Raw genomic sequence first — 16,881 nt, 5'->3', positions numbered from 1 at the left:
ACCGGGGCAGCTTAGAATGGGCCCCACCGGCCGCAGGTGGTCATTCGAGAGGATTCGAAAGTCTTGAGCACCCAGCCGACGACCGACCGACCGGTTCTGGTGGTGGACTTCGGCGCGCAGTACGCGCAGCTGATCGCCCGCCGGGTCCGGGAGGCCCGGGTCTACTCCGAGATCGTGCCGCACACCATGCCGGTCGCCGACATGCTGGCCCGCCAGCCGGCCGCGATCATCCTGTCCGGCGGCCCGTCGAGTGTCTACGCCGACGGCGCGCCCAGCGTGGACCGTGAGCTGCTGGCCACCGGGGTGCCGACTTTTGGGATCTGCTATGGCTTTCAGGCGATCGCGCTGGCGCTGGGCGGCACCGTCGCGCACACCGACAGTCGGGAATACGGGCGTACCGAGCTGAAGGTCACCGCGGCCGACTCGGCGCTTTTTCACGGGCTGCCGGCGGGGCAGTCGGTGTGGATGAGTCACGGCGACGCGGTCACCGCGGCGCCGGCCGGCTTCCGGGTCACCGCGGCCACCGACCGACCGAGTGCCGGTGGCCGCATTCGAGGACGACACCGCGCGGGCAGTCGCCGGCGTGCAGTTCCACCCGGAGGTCATGCACACCGAGCACGGCCAGGCCGTGCTGGAGCACTTCCTCTACGAGGTGGCCGACATCCGTCCACAGTGGACGACCGCGTCCATCGTGGCCGAGCAGGTGGAGGCGATCCGGGCCCAGGTGGGCGGCAAGCGAGTGATCTGTGCGCTGTCCGGTGGAGTCGACTCGTCGGTCGCCGCCGCCCTCGTACAGCAGGCCGTCGGAGACCAGCTGACCTGCGTTTATGTCGATCACGGTCTGCAGCGGTCGGGAGAGTCCGAGCAGGTTGAGCGGGACTTCGTGGCCGCCACCGGGGTCAACCTGAAGGTGGTCGACGCGAGCGAGCAGTTCCTGTCCGCGTTGGACGGCGTCTCCGATCCAGAGACCAAACGCAAGATCATCGGCCGCGAGTTCATCCGGGTCTTCGAGCAGGCCGCCCGGGAGGTTGTCGCCGACGACTCGGTCGACTTCCTGGTGCAGGGCACGCTCTATCCGGACGTCGTGGAGTCCGGCGGCGGCGCTGGTACGGCGAACATCAAGAGTCACCACAACGTGGGCGGGCTGCCGGACGACCTGCAGTTCGCGCTGGTGGAGCCGCTGCGCACGCTGTTCAAGGACGAGGTCCGCAAGGTTGGGCTGGAGCTGGGCCTGCCGGAGGCGATCGTCTACCGGCAGCCGTTCCCCGGCCCGGGCCTGGGCATCCGGATCGTCGGCTGCGTCACCGCCGAGCGGCTGGAGCTGCTGCGCGCGGCCGACGCGATCGCCCGCGCCGAGCTGACCGCGGCCGGGCTGGACCGGGAGATCTGGCAGTGTCCGGTGGTGCTGCTCGCGGACGTGCGATCCGTCGGGGTGTGCAGGGCGACGGCCGTACGTACGGCCACCCGATCGTGCTGCGACCGGTGTCCAGCGAGGACGCCATGACCGCCGACTGGACCCGGCTGCCGTACGACGTGCTGGCCCGGATCTCGACCCGCATCATCACCAACGAGGTGCCAGGGGTTAACCGGGTCGTGCTCGACGTCACCAGCAAACCCCCAGGCACCATCGAGTGGGAGTAGCCGTCGTTACAATCGGAATCCGATTGTCACGACCGGGGCGGGCTGACCTGCGGGTCTGTTTTTGGCTGTGACAATCGGATTCCGATTGTGACGACAGGCGCGAGTTCGGCGGCGAAGGGGTGTGCGGTGACGCTGGTAGCCGGGGTCGACAGTTCCACCCAGTCGACGAAGGTCCTGGTGGTCGATGCGGCGGACGGCCGAGTCGTACGCACCGGTGACGCGCCCCACCCGGACGGCACCGAGATCGACCCGACGGCCTGGTGGCATGCGCTGGCGGTGGCGACCGAGGGCGGGGGCTGCTCAACGACGTGTCGGCGATCGCGGTCGCCGCGCAGCAGCACGGCATGGTCACGTTGGACGGCGAGGGCGAGGTCGTACGCCCGGCGCTGCTCTGGAACGACCTGCGTTCGGCTCCGGACGCGGCCCGATTTGATCAACGAGCTGGGTGGCCCGGATCGGTGGGCGTCGGCGGTTGGCTCGGTGCCGCTGGCCAGCTTCACTGTGACCAAGCTGCGCTGGCTGCGCCGATCTGAGCCGGACCTGGCTGACCGAGTGGCATCGGTGATGTTGCCGCATGACTGGCTGACGATGCGGCTGACCGGCGCCGAGCCGACCACTGATCGCGGGGACGCCTCCGGCACTGGCTACTTCGACCCAGCGACCTCGCAATACCGCCCTGAGCTGCTCAAACAGGCCTTCGGTCGGACGCCGGCCCTGCCCCGAGTGGCGGCTCCCGGCGAGGTGGTCGGACAGACCGATCGGGGTGCGGTGATCGCGGCCGGCACCGGCGACAACATGGGCGCGGCGCTCGGGCTGGGGTTGGAGACCGGAGACGTCGTCGTCTCGATGGGCACGTCAGGGACCGTTTTCGCGGTCGCCGAGCAGCCGAGCGTCGACCCGAGCGGCGCGGTCGTCGCCGGGTTCGCCGACGCCACTGGCCGCTGGTTGCCGTTGGTCTGCACGCTGAACGCGGCCCGCGTACTGGCCGCCGGCCGGCACCTGCTCGGCGTCGAGCCGGCCGAGTTCGACGCGTTGGCGCTGGCCGGTCCACCCGGCGCCGGTGGCCTGACTCTCGTCCCGTACCTGGAGGGCGAGCGCACCCCGAACCTTCCGACGGCGTCCGGCCGGCTGGTCGGGCTGCGGCTCGCGAACACCACTCGCGAGCACCTGGCCCGCGCCTTCGTCGAGGGCATGCTCTGTGGGCTCGCCGACGGCCTGGACGCGCTGCGTGCGCAGGGCGTGGCGCCCAGGCGGCTGCTGCTGACCGGTGGCGCGGCCCGTTCGTTGGCCGTGCAGGAGATCGCCGGGAGCCTTTTCGATGTGCCTGTGGAGGTGCCGGAGCCGCTGGAGTACGTGGCGATGGGAGCCGCTCGGCAGGCGGCCTGGGCGGCCTCTGGAGCCGCTGCCGCACCGGCCTGGCAGGTCCGCTCCCGCGCTGTCGAGGCGGCTCCACAGCCGGACGTGGCTGGAGTCGTACGCGAGGCGTACGCGTACGCTCGCGACCACCTCGCCGCCGAATTGGGCTGGGCCCTGTCTGGTTATTGCGGCGGGCGATAGCCGAGCCCAGGAGCCGCCTGGCGGCAACGCGGGAAAGCCCCCATAGCGCTGCTATGAAGGCTTTCCCGCGGCACCACCAGCCGACTCCTGAATCTCGACTCTCATCCCACCGCAATAACCAGACAGGACCCAAACCCGGCCTCACCCGGTCGAAACTCAAAACGCATAGTCGCCATGAGTGCAAGCCCATTCAGGCAGCCGGCAGGTGTCGATTGGGTGATTGTGCCGTTACGTCCCGCCTACTTAATCGTGTCAGAGTCCGAATTTGGTCTCGTCCTACAGAGTGATTCGGTGGTCCACCGGGTACGTAAGCTCGGTCGGATATGGCATGGTGGTCAATCGCACCTGGGCGTCGCGCGCCGACCGGCGAACTACGACGGACCCAGGCAGGAGGACGTAGTGCAAGCACGACCCTGGCGTCGGGGCACGATAGACCGCCCCAGACCGTTGGGCCGGCGGTGGACGCGGGGGCTGCGTCGAAGTGGCGTCTTCGCCCGGCGGGTTTTGATCCGCCGGCCGGGATCTGGACGACCGCTTAGCGGCTGGAGCCTCATCCCACCGCGGGGCGGTGGTGCGGCGGTGCTCGAACGGCCGGCCGACGCCCTCGTCGAGCCCACCATAGAGAAGGTCCCCGCGAAGGCGATCAAACCCGAGCCCGAGGTGGACGCACCGGTCGTCGTACCGTTGCTCCCCGGCCCTCAGACCGTCGCCCGCAAAAAATCAAGTTCGGCCTGGTCACGGCCACGTCGATCGCCAGTCTGGTGTTCGGTACGAGTGCGGTGCTGGTCGCCTTCAGCGGCTACTCCCGGCTCGGCGCGCTGCTGCTGATCGGCTCGGTGGTCTGCGACGGCCTGGACGGCCCCGCTGGCCCGCAAGTTCGGGGTCGCGACGCCGTTCGGCGCGCAGCTGGACTCGCTGGTCGACATGTGTTCCTTCGGTGTCGCGGCTCCGGTCGTGAGCTACGTGTGGCTCACCCACGCCGGTGCGCCGATCTTCCTGGTCGCGCCGTCCTGCCTGCTGATCGCCGCCGGCGCGGCACTGCGGTTGGCCCGCTTCAACGTGTCGCCGAAGAACTCGAAGTATTTCTGCGGCGTGCCAACCACCCTCGCCGCCGGCATCCTCGCGATGTTCGCCCTGCTGGTGCGGAACCCGGCCACGATGTGGTGGTTGTCGCTGCTGGTCGGCATGCTGGCGATCCTGATGGTCAGCACCTTCCCGTACGCGAACCTCACCCGGGTCCTGCGGCTGCCACCGTGGCTCTGGCTGGGCGTCGTCGCCGGCGTGGTGTTGATCGACGCCCCGTGACGTTCATCGCCGTGGTGACCGTGTATCTGGTGTCCGGCCCGCTGCTCTGGATGCGGCAGCGGCACGTACTGGCTTCTCGGTAGTTTCCTGCCTACTCAAGGCCGTTTCCTGCTGCTGGGGGCGGCCTTGAGTGCTGTCTGGGGTTCTGCGGTCTCGGGGGGAGTTTTCGCCGAGCGTGGGACTTTGTTCCACGCTCGGCGCCGCACTCCTCGACGCGCTGGAGCGTACGGGTCGACACGCGGGAGATGGGTCAGATCCAGCGGGCGATGATGGTTTCGGCGCCGGTGACGCGGTCGCCTTCGGCGACGGTGGGGGGGCGGAGTCGGCGGGGAGGTAGATGTCGGTGCGGGAGCCGAACCGGATGTGGCCGAACTTTTCGCCGCGGGACAGCAAAGCGCCGGGGCGGGAGCGTTGGACGATGCGGCGGGCGATCAGGCCGCTGCGTTGGGCGACCACAACTGAGCCGTGGATGGTGTCCAGGACGGTGTATTTGCTGTTGTTGTGCTCGGCATTGGGGTGGCGGGCGTCGGCGTAGCCGCCGGGTTCGTCGATGACGGCGCGATGCGACCGGCGACTGGGCTGCGGTTGACGTGGACGTCAAGGACGGACAGGAAGACCGCGATCCGCAGCCAGGAAGTGTTCGACGTGCCGAAGCGGTCGTCGGAGATCTCGTCGACGGAAAGGACGACGCCGTCGGCGGAGGAGACGATCGCGTTGGCTTCGGCGGCCTCGTCTGGGACCAGCCGGCGCGGGTCGCGGAAGAACGCGGCGACCGGCAGCGCGGCGGCGGCCGGGATCAGCCAGAACGGGCGCCGGAAAAGTCGCTGGGTGAGCAGCGCGACGCCGGCCATGGCGGCCACCGCGACGACGCCGTCCACGTCAATGCGCATGTCGCGGGTGACCGGCACCCGGGTTGGTGTGTACGCCGGAGCGATCCGGCTCGCCAGCGCCACCGGCGGCTGACCCAACCGCAGGTGATGCACCCGCAGCGGCGGGAACGCCGCGAAGACCGTCTCGGAGCGTACGGCGCAGGCCTGCGCCAACCGGCCGATCTCGGTGCCGGCCCCGCCGGGGGTGGGCGGGCCGAGCGGGGTGGCAAGACTCAGCACCCCACCCGGCACCAGCTTCTCCCGGGCCTGCTCGATCACCTTGTCGGTGCCGGCTCCGTCGCCGGAGATCGGCTCGGCGATCACCACGTGGTCGTACGACTCGATCTCGGCTGGCACGTCCTCGTCCAGCACCTGGACCCGGCCGGCCAGCCGGGCCAGCGATCGCTCGCTGGTCAGCCGGCGCCGCAGCCGGTCGTTCCGGTCGGTTCGCGGGCTGGTCACCACCAGCCGGTCGGTCGGCATCAGGTGGTCGAGCACCCGGTCCACCACTCGCGGGTCGATGCCGATGACCAGCACCCGCTTGGGTTCCGGGTGTCGGGTGACCTCGCTGGTGAGGGTGGCCGCCGCGGTCCGGCTGAGCGATCGGTTACGGACAGGAGTGATCATCGGGGCCCTCGCCAGTCGGAAGCGTCTTCCCGACGAGCATAGGGACCGTCGGGTCAGCCCGTCGCCGGCGGATCGATCCGCGGGCAGTGCGTACCCGGCCGCGGAGTGGCCAGCGTCGTCAGGTACGTGTCGACGGCGGCCATCACGCACGGGTGCAAGTACGTCCCGTGGCCGCTGCCGTCGTACGTCAGGAGCACCGAGTTCGGGATCTGCTGGTGCACGTCGACTGCCCATGCGTACGGGGTGGCCGGATCGTGCACGCTGTTCACCATCAGGATCGGCGCGCTCCCGCGGACGGTGAGCCGGTGTTGCGGGTTCTGGACCGCGATGGCGGCGCCGAGACATCCGGTGACCGAGCTCCAGGCCAGTATCGACCGATGCATGTGCGGCGCGATTTGTTCGAGCGCGCGGCGATAAAGGTCCAGCTCCCCGAACCCGGACACCGACATCGGCCAGTCCTCACAGAAAACCGCCTGGAACGGATTGCGGACCAGGGTGCCCCAGTTCACAGCGGCCCTGGTCCGGCCAACCGCCTGCGGGAGCGGCTTTCCGTCTCGTAGGTCGGCGAGTTCCTCAGCCTCGAAGCCAAAAGAGGAGGCGTCATAGAGCGTGCCCTGTACGTCCTGAAGGAGGTCGGTCGGACTGTATTTCTGTCCCGGGTCGAAAGGATCGGGCAGGTCGCCTTTTTCGGCTCTGGCATAGAGATCGTCGACCACCTTGCCGACATCGTCGCCGTGCAACGCGCACCCGGTGGTACGTCCGCACCAGGCCGCGAAGGCGTCGAACGACCCTTCGATGGACGCGGTCTCGGTTTCCAGGAACCGCCAGGTTCCCACGCTGTGGTCCATGTTGCTGTCCAATGCGAGGGCCCCGTACGTGCTGTGGAAACAGCTCGGCATATTGCTCGCCCATCAGAGTCCCGTACGAAACTCCGTAATATGTCAGCTTCTGCTCACCCAGGGCGGCTCGGATCGCGTCGATGTCGCGGGCCACGCTCGCGGTGTCGACGTGGTCGTAGGACGGACCGGTGGTCTGCCGGCAGCTGGCGGCCTTCTTTTGGTGTACGCCAGCAGTTGCGCGTACTCTGTGGGAGTGGCTGGAACGACCGGGTCCGGGCCGGCGAGGGCGTCCGAGTCACAGGTCACCGGCTGGCTTTTGTTGACGCCTCGGGGATCCAACCCGATCAGGTCGAAATGTTCGCGGATATCAGCGGAAAAAAACTCCGGGGCCTGTTCGACCCAGGCGACTCCGGGCCGCTGGCGAGCAGGCCCATAAGGACGTACGAAGTGGAGACGACCCGCACTATTCGCTGAGTGAATAGTGCGGGTCAAGCCGTTGCGGGCACCTCGGCCCAAAGGTGCATTCGGTCAGTCGCCGATGACGGTGTCGTCCTCTTTCTTGATGAAGTCAACGGCGGCGGGCTCGGTCGGTACGACCGGCTCGGCCGGGATGACCGCCGGCTGGATGACCGCCGGCTGGATGGCCGTGCGCCGCCGCGGCACCGCGGTCATCAGCCCGACCGCGCCGATCACCACCAGGGTGATAGCCACTGCCAAGGTCACCGGCACCTCGCTGGCCTGGAAGATCTCGTAGATGCCCCACCAGGCGGCGCCGGCCAGGAAGAGCAACCCGAAGATCAGCGACAGTGCGTCGGTCTCATGACGTTTCACGGATGATCTCCACTTCTCCGGCGCCCATCGAGACGCTCAGGGTCAGCGACCCGCCGCCCGGACCGTCGGTGCCGTTGTCCTGCAACTGGGTGTCCACGTTGACTCCGCTGTTCTCTCTGCCGAACAGTTGTGCGCTGCCGGCGGCGACCTTGCTGGTCAGCTGTACGTCAACGGTCTTGGGGAGAAGCACCCGCAGCGAGCCGGTGGCCATGTTCACGTCGGTGCTGACCTTCTGGCCGTCGAAGTTGACGTCCCTCAGGTCGAGCGTGGCATCGCCGTACTGCCGCTGGTAGTCGGGCCCGATCTGGCTGGCCGCGACCGGCCGCCACACGATCGGGTCGACCTGGCCGTCGTGAGCTCTGATTTCCGGCCCGGCCGAGCGCGCTGCGGCGGCGCCCAGCGCCCAACACGAGGCAGAGCAGCAACCCGATCGGAATCAGCCAGCGGGCCCGTCCCAAGAAGGTGCCGACGAGCAGGCCGGCGCCGATCACCGCGAGCGGGATCGCGAAGTATGCCGTCCAGTCCAGGCCGGTGGCCCACTGCACCAGCGCGACCAGCCCGACCGAGATCACCGCGAGACTGAAGGTGATCCCGCCGAGCGCCGACCTTTCCTTGGGTTTCTTGGGTTTGGGCGGCACCGGCGGCAGCGGTGCGGTCGGCTGGCCGCTCGCGAAGGGGCCATGTGTGTGTGCGTACGGCTCGTGGTACGTGGGCGGGGCCGCGCTGACCGGCGGCAACGGGGCCGTGTCGCCGGTGCTGGCCACGGCGGAGGTGTCGATCCGCGCGGTGACGTGATCCGAGGGCTGCTGGGCCGCGACCGGTGGTTCGGTCGCGTACGGCGGCGGTGTGTACGCGGGTGGGGCGGCGGCCGCCGGGGCACCGGGGGACGCGGCCACCGCCGTCTCGGGCTGCGCCACCGGCGGGCGGCGGAGCAGCAGCATCGCGAGGCCGAAGAGACCCGCCGCGACCAGCAGCACGACCCGGGCGCCGCCGGACAGCGCGATGATGCCCAAAATGGTGGCGGTGAGCATCAGCAGGACCGTCCAGGCCGCGTTCAATCGGGACCGGCCGCGGCCGAACAGGGCCTCCACTGGCGAGGTCTCGTCGTCCTCATCCGCCAGTACGAGCATGCCGACCACGTAGAAGAGCACGCCGATGCCGCTGAAGAAGAAGAGCACCCCCGAGGATCACTCGGAACAGCAGCGGATCGGTGCCGGTGGCCCGGCCGAGGCCGGCGCAGACACCGAAGAACAGCCGGCCCTCTCGAGGCCGGGTGATCTTCACCCGGTCCGAGAACGAGCCCGGCCGGGGGAACGGCCCGGTGTACGGCGGGCGGGGTGGCGGCCCGCCTGGCTGGTTTCCCGGGCCGAACGGTGTTCCGGGGCCGGGGGTGGTGTTCCCGGCCCGGGCGGTGCGAAAGGCGGCGGGCCGGGTGGGCCGGCTGGCGGGGGGGGCGTACTGCTGTCCATGACAACCATGGTCGCCGCTGACCGGCCGGTCCACTATCGGGTACGACCCTGAGCCGACCCTGAAAAGTGTGGTCCCGCAAGATCCGTGGCTTACCCGGTATCTGGCCGTACGGTGAGGTGTGACCATCGGTGAGGACGAGCCCGCGCGCCCAGAACGGAGTCCTGAGATCTCGCTCCCCAGCATGTCCGCCGAGCTGCCGCTGACTTCGGATCAGCCGCGGCTCTACCGGCAGCAGCGCGGCTGGCTGTTGGCCGGTGTGGCGCGCGGCCTGGCTGAACACCTCAACGTGCCGGTGGTCGCCGTACGGATCGTGTTCGTGGTGCTCGCGATCGCGCTGAACGGCCTCGGCGCACTGCTCTACCTGCTTTGGTGGATCTTCGTACCGGTCGCGCGCGCGCCGCCGCCGACCAGCCGCGGCGGCGCCGCCGGACCTCGGCCAGCTGGCGGCTTATCTCGCGCTTGTCGTGGGGCTCGCCGTGGTCGCCGCCGGCGTGGGCTGGCTGGCCGATGTGTGGGTGGTGCTGCCGACCCTCGGCCTGGTCGGCGGCGCGGCCATCATGTGGCATCGCAGCGACCCGGACCGGTGGCGCCGGTGGGTGCAGCAGCGGCTGCCCGGACCGGCCTGGGTCGAGCGGTTCGCGACCGGCCGCGGCTGGGGGTGGTGACGGCGGCCCGGATCGGCGTCGGGCTGGGCCTGGTGCTGATCGGCATGATCGGCTACCTGGCCGCCGCCCGGCAACTCCAGACCCTGCAGAACGGCCTGGTGTTCGGCCTGGTGCTGCTGGTCGGCTGCGCGGTGGTGGTCGCCCCGCTGCTCTGGCGGATGTTCGCCGAGCTGCGGGCCGAGCGCTCCGAGCCGAGAGGATCCGGTCGCAGACCCGCGCGGACCTCGCCGCGGTCGTGCATGACCAGGTGCTGCACACCCTCGCGCTCATCCAGCGCAACGCCGACGACTCGCGCGAGGTGAGCCGGCTCGCCCGCGGCCAGGAACGGCAGCTGCGCAACTGGCTCTACAAGCCGACCGGTTCGCCGGACGAGCGGCTGGCCGCCGCGCTGGAAGCCGCCGCCGCCGAGGTCGAGGACACGTACGCGGTCAGCGTCGACACCGTCATCGTCGGCGACTGCGCGGTCAACGAACACGTACAAGCGCTGGTGCAGGCCGCGCGGGAAGCGCTGGTCAATGCCGGCAAGCACGCGAAAGTGCCGACGGTGTCGCTGTATGCCGAGGTCGAGGACGGCACGGTCAGCGTGTTCGTACGGGATCGCGGCACCGGCTTCGACCTGGATACGGTTGCCGATGACCGGCACGGCGTGTCCGGGTCGATCGTGGAACGGATGACCCGGCACGGCGGCAGCGCCGAGATCCGCACCGCACCGGAATCGGGGACCGAAGTGAGACTGAAGATGGGACTGGCGCGCTGATGGTGGAATCCGAGACCCCGACCTCGACCCCGCGGGTCTTTCTGGTTGACGATCACGCGATGTTCCGTGCCGGCGTGAGAGCAGAGCTCGGCAACTACGTGGATTTGGTCGGCGAGGCTGGCACGGTCGCGGAGGCGATCGCGACGATCCAGTCGGTCAAGCCGGATGTCGTGCTTTTGGACGTACACATGCCAGACGGCGGTGGACGGGCGGTGTTGGAGGCGGTCCGCAAGGCCGACGCGAGCATCCGTTTCCTCGCGTTGAGCGTGTCCGACGCGGCCGAGGACGTGATTGGCCTGGTACGGGCCGGTGCCCGCGGCTATGTCACGAAAACCATCTCGGCCGCCGAACTCGCCGACGCGATCCGCCGGGTCGCCGACGGCGACGCGGTGTTTTTTCCCCACGCCTGGCCGGATTCGTGCTGGACGCCTTCACTCAGAACCCGACCGCGCCGCTTCGGGATCCCGACCTGGACCAGCTCACCAACCGCGAACGCGAGGTGCTGCGGCTTCTAGCGCGCGGTTACGCGTACAAGGAAATTGGTTCGGAGCTCTTTATCTCGGTGAAAACCGTGGAAACCCACGTCTCCAGCGTGCTGCGCAAACTGCAGATGTCGAACCGCTACGAACTCTCCCGCTGGGCCGTCGACCGCCGCCTCATCTAACCTTGGCGAGCCAGGCGTTAAGAGCCGTCGCGAGGCCGTCTTCGGCGACGGTTCCGGTCACGGTGTCGGCGACCGCGCGTACGGCTGCGGGCGCGTCGCCCATCGCGACGGCGTGCGCTGCCCAGGTGAGCATCTCCACGTCGTTATTGCCGTCTCCGGCGGCAAATGTCGCGTCCTGCGGGATGTCGAGGCGTACCCGTAACCGTTCCAACGTCGTCATTTTCGACACTCCGGCGGCCACCGCGATCAGCCACGGCCGGTCGTGGTCGAGGGGGTCATGGCGACTTCGGGCAGCGCGATGTGGGAGAGCCGCTGGCGTACGTCCTCCAGCGACCTTGACGGCCACCACGCGGCCAGCCGTGGCGCCCAGCAGTCGGCTATTTCCTTGCGCGGTAAGGGGATTTGCCGGCCGGTCAAGGCGCCGTCCGGGAACCGGCCGCTGACGTGGTTTCCGACGCCGACCACCTCTGCCGCGTAAAGCGCGCCAGGCGCTTGCCGGTCGAATGCGGCCAAAATCAGCCCCAGCGAAACCGGTTGGATGTGCAGTGCCCGCCGACTGCTCACGTCCAGCAGTACGGCGCCGTTTGAGCACACCGCGAATCCGTTTGACAGAGCCAAATCCTCGACTACGGGCCGGACGGCGAGGGCCGGTCGGCCGGTGGCCAGCACGACGTGGTCGCCACCTTCGACGACCGCGCGGACCGCCGCTCGTACGCGTGGGCTGACCGGTTGCCGACTGGTCGTCAGCGTCCCGTCGATGTCGAGCGCGACCAGCCGTCCGGTCAATAGTCGACCCGGCGCATATACCGGCGAGTCGTGAGGTCATGCCCGCGTGCGGCGGCGAGGAAGTCGACGACCCGCCGAGCCGCACTGCCAAGCCCGATGACCCCCAGTTCGGCGCGGTCCGCTGGTCGTACGCCCGGCAGCGACATCTTCCTGCTGTCCAGGACGGCCACGTTTCCCGAATAGTTTTCGGCGAACCGCCACACGCGTTCGGCTGCGGCGCGACTGCCGTCCTCGGCCAACAGGACGAGCACCGGCGTGCCGGGTTCGACGGCTTCGAACGGACCGTGGAAGAAAGTGGTGGCGTCCACCGCGGTCGCCGGAATCCATTGCATTTCCTGGAGATAGCAGTGCGCGAAGGCATTTGCCACGCCGAGCGACGGTCCCGCACCAACGACATAGGCCATCGTGCCGCTGTCCAACCGGCCGGCGATCTCGGTCGCGGCGGCGACGACCTCGTCTTTGGCCGTACGTAATGCGAGGGGGAGCTTCTCGAACACCGTGGTGTCGCGATGGGCCAGCGACCGAGCGAAAAGCTGGAACAGCAGCATTCGCGACTCCACGATCGCACTGTTACTGCAGTAGGCGAAAGTCTCGTGGGCGACCTCGGCGAGCGGGCTGGCCTGCTCGCGGGTGATCGCCGCGACCGTCGCGCCGGCTCGCCGAGCTAGCCGCGCGGCGTCGATAGTTTCGTCGGTATATCCCGAATGTGAAGCCGCCACGACCAGCGTACGACGGTCCAGGCGGCGGGGTGGTGCGGTCGCGAAGTCGCCACCGGTGCACCGCCATGCAGGCAGGTCACTCGCATTGTCCATAAAGGACAGTGCTGGCCAGGTCGCGTAGTAAGATGCGCCACAGCCGACAAAATAGACGCGCCGAAAGTCCTTCCCGCGGACGAATCCGGCCACCGATTCCCGCTGCGAGACGACATTCTCCAGCGCTGAGACGTAATCGGCCGGCACCGCGGTGACCGGTTCGACGATGCGGTCATTGACAAGCAAGGTTTACACACTCCTGGGTGAGTCTAGGGTCGCGAGTGAGCTCCACCGGACGCTGGCCGCGCCGAGCCCGAGCAGCCCGGCGGCGAGCACACATCCGGCCGCGACTCCCAGCCAGTCGCCCAGCCAACCCCACAGCGGCGACGCGACTGCCATGCCACCGTGGAAAATAAGCTGATAGACCGCGAGGCCGCGGGCTCGCATCGAGTCGGGCAGAAGCAGCTGCATGCTGGTGTTGAACGTGGACAGCGCGGTGAGCGTACACATGCCCGCGACGATCAGCGCCGGCATCACGACCGCCGCCAGCGGCACAAAACCGACCACCAGCAGGGCCACCGCGAAGCCAGTTCCGGCCAGCATCAGCAGCTCGTTGGGGCCGTATCTGGCTCGTACGTGTGGCAGCACGAGCGCGCCGATCGTCGCGCCCAAGCCAAAAGCACCGACCAGGACGCCGTAGCCGGCCGATCCCCAGCCGAAGTGTTGGCGCGCGACCACCGGAAGGTAGGGCCAGATCACGCACGAGGCCGGTACGAACAACAGCACCCGCAGCAGCACCCGGCGCGCCGGCGACGACCGTCGTACGTACGAGATTCCCTCGGCGAGCGCCCGAAACAGGCCGCTGGTCCGGCTCGGGGTGAGGTCGGCCGGGCGTCGCCACAGTGTCAGCACCACGACCGCGCCGACGAAAGATACCGCGTTCAGGCCAAAAGTCCAGCCGGCGCCGGCCACCGCCACCAGCAGGCCGCCGATCGCCGGGCCGACGATCCGGGCCAGGTTGACGCTGGTCGTGTTGAGGGCGGCCGCTTGGCTGATCAGGTCGCGAGGCACCAGTTCGGGCTGGATGGCCTGCCACGCCGGAGCCATCATCGCCTGCCCGCAGCCGAGCAGAAAGGTGAATGCCAGCAGCGAAATCGTGGAGAGTCCGCCGACCAGAGTGAGGAGCGCGAGAGCCCCGGCGACGACCACCAGCATGACCAGTTGGGCGACCAACAACAGCCGACGCCGGTCCAGCAGGTCGGCCACCGCGCCGGCCGGCAGCACCAGCAGGAACATCGGCAGTGCGGTGGCCGTCTGGACGACTCCGACCAGTGCCGAGCCGTGGCCGGCCACCAGCCACTGGGCGCCCAGGGTCTGCGCCCAGGTGCCGATGTTCGAGCCGAACTGGGCGATCCAGAGCAGCCGGTATTGCCGTACGAGCAATGGTTTCCAGGGCGACACCTGAGTCCGCTGCCGCGGCTGGACGGCGGTGGTCATCTGGCCTGCTCGGAGACTGGCTGTTCGCCGCGCGCGGCCGGCACGGTGGGTGCCGAGCGTTCGACGATCGTCTCGATGGTCGCCGTGGTCGAGATCGAGGCCGTACGCGGCAGGTAGATCACTCGGCAAATGTCGGAAAGATGGTCGAAACGGCCGGCCCAGTCGTCGCCCATCACCAGGATGTGAGCCTGTTGTTCGAGAATGTAGCGGCGTTTCTCCGCCAGTGAATGCTCAAGGAAAACCCGGTCCACCACCGAAAGCGCTGACACGATGCGAACCCGATGCCGCTCGGGGAAGACCGGTGGTCGCGACTTTTTCGCTATCGTGAGCCGATCCGTGGAAATGCCGACGACCAGCGGGCCGAAGGTCGCGGCCCGCTCCAGGATGGCCAGGTGTCCAATGTGGAAAAGGTCGAAGGTGCCGAAGGTGATGACGCGGTCGACCATCGCGCTCACCACGGCCGCGCGGTGCTGCCGTCGAGCCGCAGGCCCAGGATGCGTACGCGGTCAGACTCTTCGGTCCGACCGGCGGTGGCCAGCATCGCGGACAGCTCCAGGCGAGCTGCCGGGTCGCCGGCCAATGCCTGCTTTCGCAACGAAACTTCCGGGTCAGGGTGTTCGGAAACCGCTGCGGCATAACGATAACGTGCCGCGGTGTCGCCGGTTTCGGCCGCCGCTTCGAGCAGATCGACGTCATCGAGCCCGGCCAGCGCGAGCAACGCGGCGCGCGTCCGCGGCGGCCCGTCGCAGCTGGTCTTTCGCGGCATCGGGGTGGCCGGCGCTTTCGTACATCCGCGCAACAGCGTGCATTGAGGCGGTGTCACCGGCGTCCGCTGCCCGCTCGGTGAATTTTTGGGCCCGGTCCAGCTCATCGGCCCGCTCCGCCTGTGCCGCCAGCCGCCACCATCGCCCGGGTGAGCGGCGCACCACCCGCTCTGCCTCGGCCGGCCGGCCGGCGTTTTCCAGGCAGCGCGCCCATTCGTGCGTGGCCGCCGGATCACCCAGGTCGGCGGCCCGGCCGATCAGCTCCCGAGCCTCGTCGCCCGACCCGGCGCGGCTCAGCCGTCGAGCCAAGGCCAGCATGGCTGTGGTGTCACCGAGCGCGACCATTTTCCGTAGTACGCTCATCGCCTCGCTGGGCCGTCCAGCCGCATCCAGCCGCCAAACCAACGGCGGATACGTCTCGGCCGAGGAATCGAGAGAAAACGCGTGCCACCACAATTTCTCGGCTTCGTCAAGCCGGTCCGCTCGCTCCAACAAGCCGGCGAGTAGGACGGCGACCGCTGGATGGTCAGCGAAATCCCGCAAAACGTCTTCGGCCTGACCGAGGTCTCCTGCTCGCTCGTGGACACCGGCCAGTTCCACCGCCGCGTTCGGGTCGCCGGCCGTCGCCCGGGACAGCAGGACGTCGATCGCCTGATCGCGATGACCGGTCCGCTCCAGCAGCCGCGCGAGTGCCATCCAGTCGCCGGCCTGCTCGTACTTTTCAGTAGCCAGCTGGAAAAGACTCCGAACCTGCGCTTCGTCGCCGGTCATGCCACCAGCCCCGACGGCATCGCGCAAGGAACGTCAACAGCGCTGACGACCCGTTTTTCCCTTAACACCGGCTGCAGGTGATCCCAGGTGAGGTAGGCCTCGGTCGGCCAGGTCGGCCCGTACGCGTCGTCCAGGTAACGCCGGGCGGTCGGCTCGGTGACCCCGGACAGCGTGAGCGGTCCAAAGTCATAGCGGTGAAAATGGCCGTACTCGCCGGGTAGGAAGAACTGAGTGGGAAACCGCCGAACCATGCCGTCGTGGGAGAGAGACCATGGTTCCGTCCGCGCGCGAAGTGAGCGGAAAGATATCGGTGAACGGATAGCGCGGCCGGCCTTCGGACACCAACGGCCGGCCAGTCAGCGGAAAGACCTTGAAATGCGCCAACGTGCCGCGACTGACCCCGAAACCGCGGGCCCGCAGGTAATCTGGTGCCCACCGCTGGATTCGCGGGAAGAACTCGTGGCCGGCGCCAACGTCGCCGTCGTCGTCCCACGGAATGAGACCGCGATGGCGGACCGCGCCGAGCAACGTACCGCCGAGCATCGTGTACGGCACTTCCAGCCAAGTCAGCAGGTCGTCGACGACCTCAAGCGTCCGATAGACGTGATCCACCACCCACTGACTGGACCGCGGAAGCGAATTCTCCTGTGGAGCCAACGCCGAAATACCCCGTTCACCGATAACTGTGCACTGAAAGCCGAGCGGTAAAGAGGCTACATGCCAATATGCAACGTTGGAATTCACTTTTGTCACAACTTTGAAGAGCCCCCACCAAACTGATGACTTTCGTCATCCCCACGCCCCCCCTTTACCATCAAGTTGGTCAACTTTGTACAAGACCCAGCCCCGTCCGGCGCCATCGGCCGCCAGGTCGATGTTGTCGCCCTCCGGCAGGGGCGTCGGTCTTACTAGGCGGGGGTGTTGTAGTGGACTTTCCCGGTCGTGGCCGATGGGCTGGTGATACTGGAAGAGCGACGAATATTCCGCCTCTGTCGCGGCAGCAAAGAAGACCGGTTCGGTGGTGTACGTCGCCCGACGAGGCCCTGGATCAGGTCCGATTTTCACAGTGGCACTACGTGGGGACGA

21 protein-coding genes and 4 pseudogenes are annotated in these 16,881 nt (G+C 68.4%); 7 read left to right on the top strand and 18 right to left on the bottom strand.

Features of this window, described 5'->3' with window-relative positions:
- Positions 1–63 precede the first annotated feature (63 nt).
- Positions 64–1,641, top strand: a pseudogene (guaA, locus tag GNX96_RS27975) (glutamine-hydrolyzing GMP synthase).
- 126 nt (positions 1,642–1,767) lie between these two features.
- Positions 1,768–3,198: pseudogene (gene xylB, locus GNX96_RS27970) on the top strand (xylulokinase).
- A 698-nt stretch (positions 3,199–3,896) separates the two neighbouring features.
- Here xylB and GNX96_RS55740 read toward each other — a convergent pair.
- Positions 3,897–4,124, bottom strand: coding sequence for a hypothetical protein (locus tag GNX96_RS55740; protein WP_279581667.1), 228 nt, complete (start codon positions 4,122–4,124; stop codon positions 3,897–3,899).
- On the opposite strand from GNX96_RS55740, the gene GNX96_RS55735 reads away from it, so the two are divergent.
- Complete coding sequence (locus GNX96_RS55735) at positions 4,123–4,503, top strand: CDP-alcohol phosphatidyltransferase family protein (protein WP_313885800.1); 381 nt, start codon at positions 4,123–4,125, stop codon at positions 4,501–4,503. The genes GNX96_RS55740 and GNX96_RS55735 overlap by 2 nt on opposite strands.
- 3 nt (positions 4,504–4,506) lie before the next feature.
- Here the strand turns inward: GNX96_RS55735 and GNX96_RS65035 are convergent, their stop codons facing one another.
- The 4 genes and pseudogenes from GNX96_RS65035 to GNX96_RS65030 all read right to left on the bottom strand — a co-directional run.
- Complete coding sequence (locus tag GNX96_RS65035) at positions 4,507–4,959, bottom strand: phosphatidylserine decarboxylase (RefSeq protein ID WP_390624162.1); 453 nt, start codon at positions 4,957–4,959, stop codon at positions 4,507–4,509.
- Complete coding sequence (locus GNX96_RS27955; RefSeq protein ID WP_163570645.1) at positions 4,935–5,999, bottom strand: phosphatidylserine decarboxylase; 1,065 nt, start codon at positions 5,997–5,999, stop codon at positions 4,935–4,937. Before GNX96_RS27955 ends, GNX96_RS65035 begins: the two co-directional genes overlap by 25 nt.
- A gap of 53 nt (positions 6,000–6,052) precedes the next feature.
- Positions 6,053–6,898: an alpha/beta hydrolase gene (locus GNX96_RS27950; protein WP_163570642.1), complete on the bottom strand. Its 846-nt coding sequence runs from the start codon at positions 6,896–6,898 to the stop codon at positions 6,053–6,055.
- A 31-nt stretch (positions 6,899–6,929) separates the two neighbouring features.
- Positions 6,930–7,022 (bottom strand): annotated as a pseudogene (locus GNX96_RS65030) (hypothetical protein); the annotation flags it as partial.
- 50 nt (positions 7,023–7,072) lie between these two features.
- Here GNX96_RS65030 and GNX96_RS27940 point away from each other — a divergent pair.
- Entirely contained in the window at positions 7,073–7,312 is a 240-nt protein-coding gene (locus GNX96_RS27940) for a hypothetical protein (RefSeq protein WP_163570639.1), read from the top strand.
- 54 nt (positions 7,313–7,366) lie between these two features.
- On the opposite strand, the gene GNX96_RS27935 is transcribed toward GNX96_RS27940, so the two are convergent.
- From GNX96_RS27935 to GNX96_RS27925, 4 genes are read right to left on the bottom strand one after another with little or no spacing between them, the layout of a single operon-like run.
- Complete coding sequence (locus GNX96_RS27935; protein WP_163570636.1) at positions 7,367–7,669, bottom strand: hypothetical protein; 303 nt, start codon at positions 7,667–7,669, stop codon at positions 7,367–7,369.
- On the bottom strand, positions 7,656–7,928 hold the full coding sequence (locus tag GNX96_RS27930; protein WP_279581672.1) for a LiaF domain-containing protein: 273 nt from the start codon (positions 7,926–7,928) through the stop codon (positions 7,656–7,658). The genes GNX96_RS27935 and GNX96_RS27930 overlap by 14 nt, the downstream gene beginning before the upstream one ends.
- On the bottom strand, positions 7,837–8,847 hold the full coding sequence (locus GNX96_RS55730; protein WP_279581665.1) for a hypothetical protein: 1,011 nt from the start codon (positions 8,845–8,847) through the stop codon (positions 7,837–7,839). The genes GNX96_RS27930 and GNX96_RS55730 overlap by 92 nt, the downstream gene beginning before the upstream one ends.
- Positions 8,780–9,172: a PspC domain-containing protein gene (locus GNX96_RS27925; protein ID WP_163570630.1), complete on the bottom strand. Its 393-nt coding sequence runs from the start codon at positions 9,170–9,172 to the stop codon at positions 8,780–8,782. The genes GNX96_RS55730 and GNX96_RS27925 overlap by 68 nt, the downstream gene beginning before the upstream one ends.
- An 85-nt stretch (positions 9,173–9,257) precedes the next feature.
- Here GNX96_RS27925 and GNX96_RS55725 point away from each other — a divergent pair, with 85 nt between their 5' ends.
- The 3 genes and pseudogenes from GNX96_RS55725 (at position 9,258) to GNX96_RS27915 (ending at position 11,225) form a co-directional block, all read left to right on the top strand.
- On the top strand, positions 9,258–10,106 hold the full coding sequence (locus tag GNX96_RS55725; RefSeq protein ID WP_279581664.1) for a PspC domain-containing protein: 849 nt from the start codon (positions 9,258–9,260) through the stop codon (positions 10,104–10,106).
- Positions 10,040–10,561 carry a sensor histidine kinase gene (locus GNX96_RS55720; protein ID WP_279581663.1) on the top strand — a complete coding sequence of 174 codons (522 nt, stop codon included), beginning with the start codon at positions 10,040–10,042 and terminating at the stop codon, positions 10,559–10,561. Before GNX96_RS55725 ends, GNX96_RS55720 begins: the two co-directional genes overlap by 67 nt.
- Positions 10,561–11,225 (top strand): annotated as a pseudogene (locus GNX96_RS27915) (response regulator). The gene GNX96_RS55720 and the pseudogene GNX96_RS27915 overlap by 1 nt, the downstream one beginning before the upstream one ends.
- Here the strand turns inward: GNX96_RS27915 and GNX96_RS27910 are convergent.
- The 9 genes from GNX96_RS27910 to GNX96_RS27870 are packed head-to-tail and all read right to left on the bottom strand — an operon-like array spanning position 11,218 to position 16,410.
- A complete protein-coding gene (locus GNX96_RS27910) occupies positions 11,218–11,466 on the bottom strand; it encodes an HAD family hydrolase (RefSeq protein WP_279581662.1) in 249 nt (82 codons plus the stop codon). The pseudogene GNX96_RS27915 and the gene GNX96_RS27910 sit on opposite strands and share 8 nt — an antisense overlap.
- 5 nt (positions 11,467–11,471) lie before the next feature.
- Positions 11,472–12,011, bottom strand: a complete 540-nt coding sequence (locus GNX96_RS27905) for an HAD family hydrolase (protein WP_163570624.1) — start codon at positions 12,009–12,011, stop codon at positions 11,472–11,474.
- Positions 12,008–13,009 (bottom strand): SIS domain-containing protein, encoded by a 1,002-nt coding sequence (locus GNX96_RS27900; protein ID WP_163570622.1) that lies wholly within the window; start codon positions 13,007–13,009, stop codon positions 12,008–12,010. The genes GNX96_RS27905 and GNX96_RS27900 overlap by 4 nt, the downstream gene beginning before the upstream one ends.
- Positions 13,010–13,012: 3 nt before the next feature.
- Positions 13,013–14,260 (bottom strand): MFS transporter, encoded by a 1,248-nt coding sequence (locus GNX96_RS27895; protein ID WP_163570619.1) that lies wholly within the window; start codon positions 14,258–14,260, stop codon positions 13,013–13,015.
- Positions 14,257–14,706 carry an adenylyltransferase/cytidyltransferase family protein gene (locus GNX96_RS27890; RefSeq protein WP_163570617.1) on the bottom strand — a complete coding sequence of 150 codons (450 nt, stop codon included), beginning with the start codon at positions 14,704–14,706 and terminating at the stop codon, positions 14,257–14,259. Before GNX96_RS27890 ends, GNX96_RS27895 begins: the two co-directional genes overlap by 4 nt.
- A 5-nt stretch (positions 14,707–14,711) precedes the next feature.
- On the bottom strand, positions 14,712–14,978 hold the full coding sequence (locus GNX96_RS27885) for a hypothetical protein (RefSeq protein WP_163570614.1): 267 nt from the start codon (positions 14,976–14,978) through the stop codon (positions 14,712–14,714).
- Positions 14,953–15,795: a tetratricopeptide repeat protein gene (locus GNX96_RS27880; RefSeq protein ID WP_163570611.1), complete on the bottom strand. Its 843-nt coding sequence runs from the start codon at positions 15,793–15,795 to the stop codon at positions 14,953–14,955. The genes GNX96_RS27885 and GNX96_RS27880 overlap by 26 nt, the downstream gene beginning before the upstream one ends.
- Complete coding sequence (locus GNX96_RS27875) at positions 15,792–16,046, bottom strand: hypothetical protein (protein WP_163570609.1); 255 nt, start codon at positions 16,044–16,046, stop codon at positions 15,792–15,794. The genes GNX96_RS27880 and GNX96_RS27875 overlap by 4 nt, the downstream gene beginning before the upstream one ends.
- Positions 15,982–16,410 (bottom strand): LicD family protein, encoded by a 429-nt coding sequence (locus tag GNX96_RS27870; RefSeq protein WP_279581661.1) that lies wholly within the window; start codon positions 16,408–16,410, stop codon positions 15,982–15,984. Before GNX96_RS27870 ends, GNX96_RS27875 begins: the two co-directional genes overlap by 65 nt.
- Between the last annotated feature and the right edge of the window lie 471 nt (positions 16,411–16,881).

It is taken from the genome of Fodinicola feengrottensis (assembly GCF_010993775.1).
Taxonomy (GTDB): domain Bacteria; phylum Actinomycetota; class Actinomycetes; order Mycobacteriales; family HKI-0501; genus Fodinicola; species Fodinicola feengrottensis.
The sequence above is the reverse complement of the archived record's forward strand: the minus strand, read 5'-3'. Positions and strand labels throughout refer to the sequence as shown.

Coding starts and splice junctions, on each gene's coding strand:
- GNX96_RS27955 (WP_163570645.1), bottom strand. CDS start 5,999: ATGATCACTCCTGTCCGTAACCGATCGCTCAGCCGGACCGCGGCGGCC.
- GNX96_RS27895 (WP_163570619.1), bottom strand. CDS start 14,260: ATGACCACCGCCGTCCAGCCGCGGCAGCGGACTCAGGTGTCGCCCTGG.
- GNX96_RS27880 (WP_163570611.1), bottom strand. CDS start 15,795: ATGACCGGCGACGAAGCGCAGGTTCGGAGTCTTTTCCAGCTGGCTACT.
- GNX96_RS27890 (WP_163570617.1), bottom strand. CDS start 14,706: ATGGTCGACCGCGTCATCACCTTCGGCACCTTCGACCTTTTCCACATT.
- GNX96_RS27875 (WP_163570609.1), bottom strand. CDS start 16,046: ATGGTTCGGCGGTTTCCCACTCAGTTCTTCCTACCCGGCGAGTACGGC.
- GNX96_RS55740 (WP_279581667.1), bottom strand. CDS start 4,124: ATGTCGACCAGCGAGTCCAGCTGCGCGCCGAACGGCGTCGCGACCCCG.
- GNX96_RS27950 (WP_163570642.1), bottom strand. CDS start 6,898: ATGCCGAGCTGTTTCCACAGCACGTACGGGGCCCTCGCATTGGACAGC.
- GNX96_RS55735 (WP_313885800.1), top strand. CDS start 4,123: ATGTGTTCCTTCGGTGTCGCGGCTCCGGTCGTGAGCTACGTGTGGCTC.